Annotated in this window: 5 protein-coding genes; 2 read left to right on the forward strand and 3 right to left on the reverse strand. The window is 58.1% G+C overall.

Annotated features, from left to right (window positions below; translation table 11 throughout):
* Positions 1–4: 4 nt before the first annotated feature.
* Complete coding sequence (locus O7B34_RS31525) at positions 5–1285, reverse strand: O-antigen ligase family protein (protein WP_337149629.1); 1281 nt, start codon at positions 1283–1285, stop codon at positions 5–7.
* A 407-nt stretch (positions 1286–1692) separates the two neighbouring features.
* On the opposite strand from O7B34_RS31525, the gene O7B34_RS31530 reads away from it, so the two are divergent.
* Positions 1693–1941 (forward strand): hypothetical protein, encoded by a 249-nt coding sequence (locus O7B34_RS31530; RefSeq protein WP_337141265.1) that lies wholly within the window; start codon positions 1693–1695, stop codon positions 1939–1941.
* Positions 1942–2066: 125 nt separating this feature from the next.
* On the opposite strand, the gene O7B34_RS31535 is transcribed toward O7B34_RS31530, so the two are convergent.
* Positions 2067–2654: a sugar transferase gene (locus tag O7B34_RS31535; RefSeq protein WP_280940120.1), complete on the reverse strand. Its 588-nt coding sequence runs from the start codon at positions 2652–2654 to the stop codon at positions 2067–2069.
* 572 nt (positions 2655–3226) lie between these two features.
* Between O7B34_RS31535 and O7B34_RS31540 the strand changes: the two genes are divergently transcribed.
* Complete coding sequence (locus O7B34_RS31540; RefSeq protein WP_337149630.1) at positions 3227–4294, forward strand: hypothetical protein; 1068 nt, start codon at positions 3227–3229, stop codon at positions 4292–4294.
* A gap of 108 nt (positions 4295–4402) precedes the next feature.
* Here O7B34_RS31540 and O7B34_RS31545 read toward each other — a convergent pair whose 3' ends face one another.
* Positions 4403–5161 carry a response regulator transcription factor gene (locus O7B34_RS31545; protein ID WP_337149631.1) on the reverse strand — a complete coding sequence of 253 codons (759 nt, stop codon included), beginning with the start codon at positions 5159–5161 and terminating at the stop codon, positions 4403–4405.
* Positions 5162–6253 lie beyond the last annotated feature (1092 nt).

Consider the following 6253-nt stretch of genomic DNA (forward strand, 5'->3'; position numbering starts at 1 on the left):
AATTTCAATGTTGAAAGAGCTGGGACCCTGGAACCGCGTACAATTTCGGACGCTCAGGGCCGGTCTGCAGTGATCGTTGGATGCCGCGGTAGAAGATGAGCAAAGCCAACGGCAGCCAGAAGAAAGGCGCTGTCGATGGACCGAAGGAGTCGCTCATCTGGTTTGCGATGATGTAGTTCCACAGGGAAACCGACGTTCCAAGCACCATCACATTCACTTCTGCCGCATGGTCACCCCCCCTGTCATTGCCGAACAATGTGCAGAACACGACCCTGACCAGATATGCCATGACCACGAGAACCAGCATCGACACCAACGCCAAGCCGGGCACTCCCAGTGTTCTAAAGAAGTCAATGAACAGATTATGGCTATGGGGTGCGATATCTTCCACCCATTGCCCTGCCCCCACACCCGTGAACGGGTGCGACAGGCCGAGATCGATCGATATAGACCACAGTCGCTGCCGCGATACCACCGAATGCGCCTCGCCTCCGGAAAGTTGAAGGGCCAGCAGGCCGTAAGCCCGTGGATTTAGGAACTGCAATGTCAGCAGGCTCGCTTCGAACAATACCGGAGCGGCAATGGTTCCCACTATCACTTTTAACGGACTCTGCTTTCTTCTGATTAAATATATACTGTATAGTGCAAAGAAAAGACCAAGGCCCACCACGCCGAGAACGAAGTTGGTCTTCGAACCCGATTTCACCAAACCCAGGAGCACCGCAGCGAGGCAGCCCATAAGGAGAAGTCGATGCCGGCGGGATGTGACCAGCTTCGCCGCGACAAGCGGCAGACCAGCCGACAACGCGATCCCGAGTTGGTTCGAGTGCTTGAAATAGCCTTCAGCCCGATCGGCGAATCTGGCATCGCCCAGCCCGATTGCGACAACACAGGATGTTACGACAGTCATGATGACTATGGCCGTCACAATCCTGTCGATTGCCACGAGGCCCTTGGGTCTCGTGGAGATCGCCGCGACTGCTGGAATGATCGCGAAACCAAACACTTGTGAGAAAACCGCGCGCATCGTCCTCATCGGATTGTCTGCGTAGAGCATCGACAGTAGAGAGAGAACGATGATGACAGCAGATATCGTCAGCACCGCAGTCGTCAGGGCGGCTTCAATCCGATGGAGGCGTCTTGCTGTTTCCGCGTAGGCACCGACACTTAACAGAGCGCAGAACAGTGCCAGCACGAAGGAAAGCGAGCCATCCGTTCCGGCAATCCGCGTGGCGCCAGGGAACCAGATGGACACGATCAGCAAAAGGACAGATACCTGAAGCATAGGTGGAATGTCACGTAAGAGGCATTATGCGGGAACTGCGCGCCGACGCAGCCTCGCGTTGATGAGCAACGTCCAGCGTCTTGTTGTCCCGAATAGCTGCACTGATAAACACAGGCTTGGCGTCCGGATCATAAATCATTGCATGCTGCCGCACGGCGGGTGAATTTCCGCATACCTATTTCCATGCAGCGTAGGCTCGGCGGGTGGACAAGGAAATGAGCGAAAAGGGGGCATTCGGACAGGGTGCTCTACGCCTTTTGTGCAGCGCGGGGGACTGTGCGGCGATTTCCCGCCCCTCGACCGCTCGCCGGCGAGGCGGTGCAGCCGGATTGAGTGTTGGTACCGATTTCGCAGATGTGGGAGACTTGGAGATGGCACACTGAGTCTTCCACCCATAGGAGATCGCCGTGCTTTGGGGCCTTGTCGTCGTCGGTGTTATCGGCATTTTGCTGGGATTTCGTTTTCGAGTTGCCGCGCTCATCATCATGACCGCGGTGACTGTCGTGGGCGGCGTCGCTGCAGGCGGCATCGGCAGTGTATTTGATTGGCACCACCTCATCTCAATCCTGCTTCTCGTTGTCGTTCTGCAGGGTGCCTACTTGCTCGGCCTCTTCCTGGGCGTAATCTGGCGCCAAGGCATGTCACGTGAGCAGTAATGGTCCGCGGCTGCCATTTCGCCGCGGCCGGCCGGCGCCGCACCTTTCGCCATCGCGGTCGCGACAGCACGCTGCGGTTTTTAGGCAAAGCAAAGCATCGGGCAAGAATTTGCGATGCGCATTAATCAAGACGCACGGTCGAATTTCATCACGGCGCCCACAGTCCGGACGAGAATGACAACATCGGCCCATAGGGACCATTCCCGCACATATCGGCTGTCGATAGAGACACGACTGGGATAATCCATTGCGTCTCTGCCGGCCACCTGCCAAAGGCCAGTTAGCCCAGGCCGGGTTTTTAGATAATCGATCGCAGAGGAGCCGTAACGTTGAAGTTCGTCGGGAACGACTGGACGAGGGCCGACGCAACTCATCTCGCCGCGCAGCACGTTGATGAGTTGAGGCAGCTCATCCAGGCTCGACTTCCTGAGAATGCGCCCTAGGAATGTGATTCGCGGGTCATTCTTGAATTTCCAATTCTGCTCCCACTCCTTGGCGGCTTCGGGATTGCTCGCGAGATAGTCGGCCAGGACCCGCTCCGAGTTGGCCACCATGGTCCTGAATTTGTAACAGGCGAAGCGCCTGCCGTTGAACCCGATCCGGGTGTGTGAGAACACCGCCGGTCCGCCGTCGGTCACCAATATCAAAAGGGCAACCGCCAGCATCACCGGCGCAGCGAGGACAAGCGCGATCAATGCGACGGTCATGTCCATCATCCTCTTGCGCCGGCCTCCAAGCGGACGGAGGTTTTGGCCGACGCGGATGCCTGGCCCGCGGTGCTTTATGTCAAAGGCGCTTATTGTCACGGATGTCACCAAGAAACACTGCTGGTTTTGCTGCCCAACTTCACAGCGGCGCGTCATTCTCGGCAAGAGAAGCAAAGGAGGTAGCGCCGTACCCAGCGCTCGTTACCCCCTTAGCCTGATCCGAGCGTCGCAGGCGTAGCCGCGGTAAGTCTTCCGATCAAACGGGGTATCACCTAGCATCCGTTTGCTGCAGTAGCAGTTCGGGCAGGTTCGGCTGTATTGCCAAAGCGCGCATTGGAACGGGTTCGGCCACAAAGAGGTCAGAGGGCCAACCAAATTTGGACCGTCACTCGCCTGGGCGAGAATAGAATAGACAGGAACTACTTTACCAAATGCGAAGGCCGCAAGCGCGTCAGCCAACGCAATGCAGGAAATGCACGCGCATCGCGCCCAGACGAGACCGGCAGGGCAGCGGATCCGCTTAAAGGACATTGCCGGCCTACCAGATAGTGAGAGCGCGCAACGTGGTGCCCAGCTTCATGCCTACATCACGTCATTTTTCAGCAAGGCCGTTTGCTCGTGATGTTCCCGAGATCGACCGTGCCGAAGTCCTTGCTCTCGTGCGCAAGCAAATAGCCTTGCTCGATCTCGATCTCTCCGGCCTCACCGTGGTCGTTGGCGCTGCGACAGGATACCAAGCAGTGACTGCGGCCGCGGCGGCGCTCGCTAAGGCCAGCCGCGTCGTTGCGCTCACTCGCATATCCTCCAGACATCCGGGCCTGGCAGCAGCCGCGACCGCGACGTTGGCATTTGCCAATTTTGCCAACGTGTCGGAACGCGTGGAAGTGACGGACCGCATCGACAGCCGCAAATGGCAGGACGTCGACCTCGTCACGAACTCCCTCCAGGTCGGGCCGATTTCTAGATCGCTTGTCGAACTCTTACCCTCTCATGCGGTTGTTTCGCTAATGGCTGGACCATGGGAGCTTCGGCCTGGCACTGTGGACTTCGACGCCTGTGACGAGGCTGGCATTAAGGTTGCGGCTCTCAATCTCAACCATCCAGCCGTAGACCTGCTGCCAGAGTTCGCGCGGTTATGCTGCACCTTGCTGGACGATGCCGGTGTCGATCTACGCGCGGCCAAGCTCGCCATCGTCTGCGACACGCCCTGTGCATCATCCCTTGAATATGCGCTCCGCGAGCGCGGGGCGGGAGTAAGCGTTTTTTCGCACCCGGTGCTGCTGACCGACGATGCATGGGATGTCATCGTCGTAGCGATGCGACCCAGCGACAAACCACCAATGGACATCAACAGCCTGGGCCGAATTGGCCGGAACTCGAACCAAACGCTGTTGGTGCAGTTCAGCGGCGGGATCGATCGCTCGGCCGCCAGCTACTTCGGCCTCACGGTTTGGCCGCCGAAGAGGCCCGGCCGCGATCAGCTAGGCTTGCCACTTGACGTACTCGGAGCAGCTCCGACGGTCCGCAGGCTGACGGGAGGGCTGAAAGCCGCCGAAGCAGCATATCGGGGCGCAGAACTGGGCGAGGACAGTGTTGGATTCCTCGTGAAGGCAAGGTCCGCGACCATTGAGAGGCAACGCACTTAAACACCAGCGCGAGCGAGTCTGTTTCGCGAAAGCGACCCGGACGGGTGTCCAACCTCAACGGGTCCGGCAATTGTTGCCGGACCGGCTAGGTAAAATCCGAAGCAGCCGTCATAGCAACATCTGTCTGAGCTTGTAGGCTACTTCCGTGCGGTTCGTAGCCTTCAGTTTCTTCATGATATTGCGGATGTGGACCTTGACGGTGCTCTCGCAAAGATTGAGTTCGTAGGCAATTATCTTGTTCGCCTTGCCTTTCCTGAGCGCCTCTACGACCGCAGCCTCGCGTATCGTGAACATGCCAGCGAGCGGCCGCGCACCGTTTGCCGTCGAGTGGATGATCTCTCGAAGCGCCAGCACGCAGCTGGCGGGTACAAAGATCCCTCCGGCGCGAGCGAGACCAATGGCCTCGGCAGCGACCTTCACCTTCACACTTGTGGGAATGTAGCCTCGGGCTCCGCATTCGAGTGCGGCGAGAACCTCCCCCGGGTCGTCGGAATCCACCACGACGATTACGGGTACGGTGCCAATCTCAGCAATGAAGTCCGTAAGTTCCGCCCGAACACTCTGCTCGGAGACCTTTCTGGCGCCAAGAATGACCAGTACCGCGGATGGATCCTCTTTCCCAGCAATGTGCTGGATCTCGTCAAGCGATCCTACCGCGCTAACGCGCAAAGTGGGATTGTGTTCGATAAGGCCACGAGCAAGGCATTCACGTTCAAGCGCTCGCTTGTCTACAATCAGGACTAGGCCTTCGCTTCGGTGCTCTTCTTCGACATCGGATCTGCCTAGGCCATTCGAGTCCGGCAGATGTCCATTGTGTAACGGTCGTATTGCATCATTCCAGGAATCGGAAGTTTGGTGAGGTCCCATCGCCTTACATACTCCTCTCCGTCCGACTTGCTTTTCTCCCATTTGATTGGGCCCCGCAAAGCTTGTCAGACGCGTGAACTGATACGCTCCATCGTGTCAGGCTGCCTAGATTTAACCGAGGATTGGATTCAAGGAGTAGAGCATACGCCGCCCCAACGCACGGACGTATGGCCTCCCCGCCCTATGGAGGTAACCCAACCTAAAGGGCATACTACAATGCTGTGGAAAGGGCGCATTAATCCTGGTTAACAATTGGTAATTATATATTAGCTAGCTAATATGTCCAAAGGTATTACAACCTGTAATTGCGTTCAGCTTATCTCGCATCAATAAGCTGAGACGGGGGTTGCGACTGGTCATCCCCTGTTTGCCGGCCAACAACCCATACGGCCGCCAATCGCGGCGAACTCGGCGACCGAGGTGCACATTGGTTCGACCTCTCCGCCACGGCCAAGCGCCTCGGCAACACCAACCGGATCGATGGTGGCTTGGTCAGTGGTTTCCCGCCAAGGCGAGAACGAGGGATAGTAGCAGCGCTGCAAGCATGATCCGGCAAATCGCCGGAAGAGAGCGTGAGGCGGCGCCTGCACGTCACTGGCTGATCGGTCATCGGTTGAGCCCGGAATGTTGTCCTCATACTTCTTTCGTATGCTTTGCGCGTCTTGGGTATGAGCGCATATAGTCTGTTATCCCCCGGCGCCGTTTCTCACAAACTGCCCGTCGGTTAGGCCCGGTGTCCTAGCCCCATCCCAACAAGGGGGTGCCGGGCCGCTCCATCCAGACCCGACTGAAGCCGCCGCCTCATCTGCGAGGCGACGGCCGTAATTGCGGTCCCAGGCGTGCTGACCCGCAACAGGTCACGTTTGGCCCAGCGGCGGATGGGCTTCACATCAGGGCTTGCAGGACCGATAGTCTCAACCTGAAGCGCGAGGGGTATTTCTGACCATGCGCCACATCAAGGCAATGAGCCTCGCTCCCACGGATGGCGTCCGCGATTATCTGGCCGCGCAGGAGAAGAAGTCGCTGCTGCGCTTCCTGACCTGCGGTTCGGTGGATGACGGCAAGTCGACGTTGATCGGACGCCTGCTGTCC

The organism is Mesorhizobium sp. Cs1299R1N3 (assembly GCF_037179625.1).
Lineage (GTDB): Bacteria > Pseudomonadota > Alphaproteobacteria > Rhizobiales > Rhizobiaceae > Mesorhizobium > Mesorhizobium salmacidum.

Coding starts and splice junctions, on each gene's coding strand:
- O7B34_RS31545 (WP_337149631.1), bottom strand. CDS start 5,161: ATGGGACCTCACCAAACTTCCGATTCCTGGAATGATGCAATACGACCG.
- O7B34_RS31540 (WP_337149630.1), top strand. CDS start 3,227: ATGCCTACATCACGTCATTTTTCAGCAAGGCCGTTTGCTCGTGATGTT.
- O7B34_RS31525 (WP_337149629.1), bottom strand. CDS start 1,285: ATGCTTCAGGTATCTGTCCTTTTGCTGATCGTGTCCATCTGGTTCCCT.
- O7B34_RS31535 (WP_280940120.1), bottom strand. CDS start 2,654: ATGGACATGACCGTCGCATTGATCGCGCTTGTCCTCGCTGCGCCGGTG.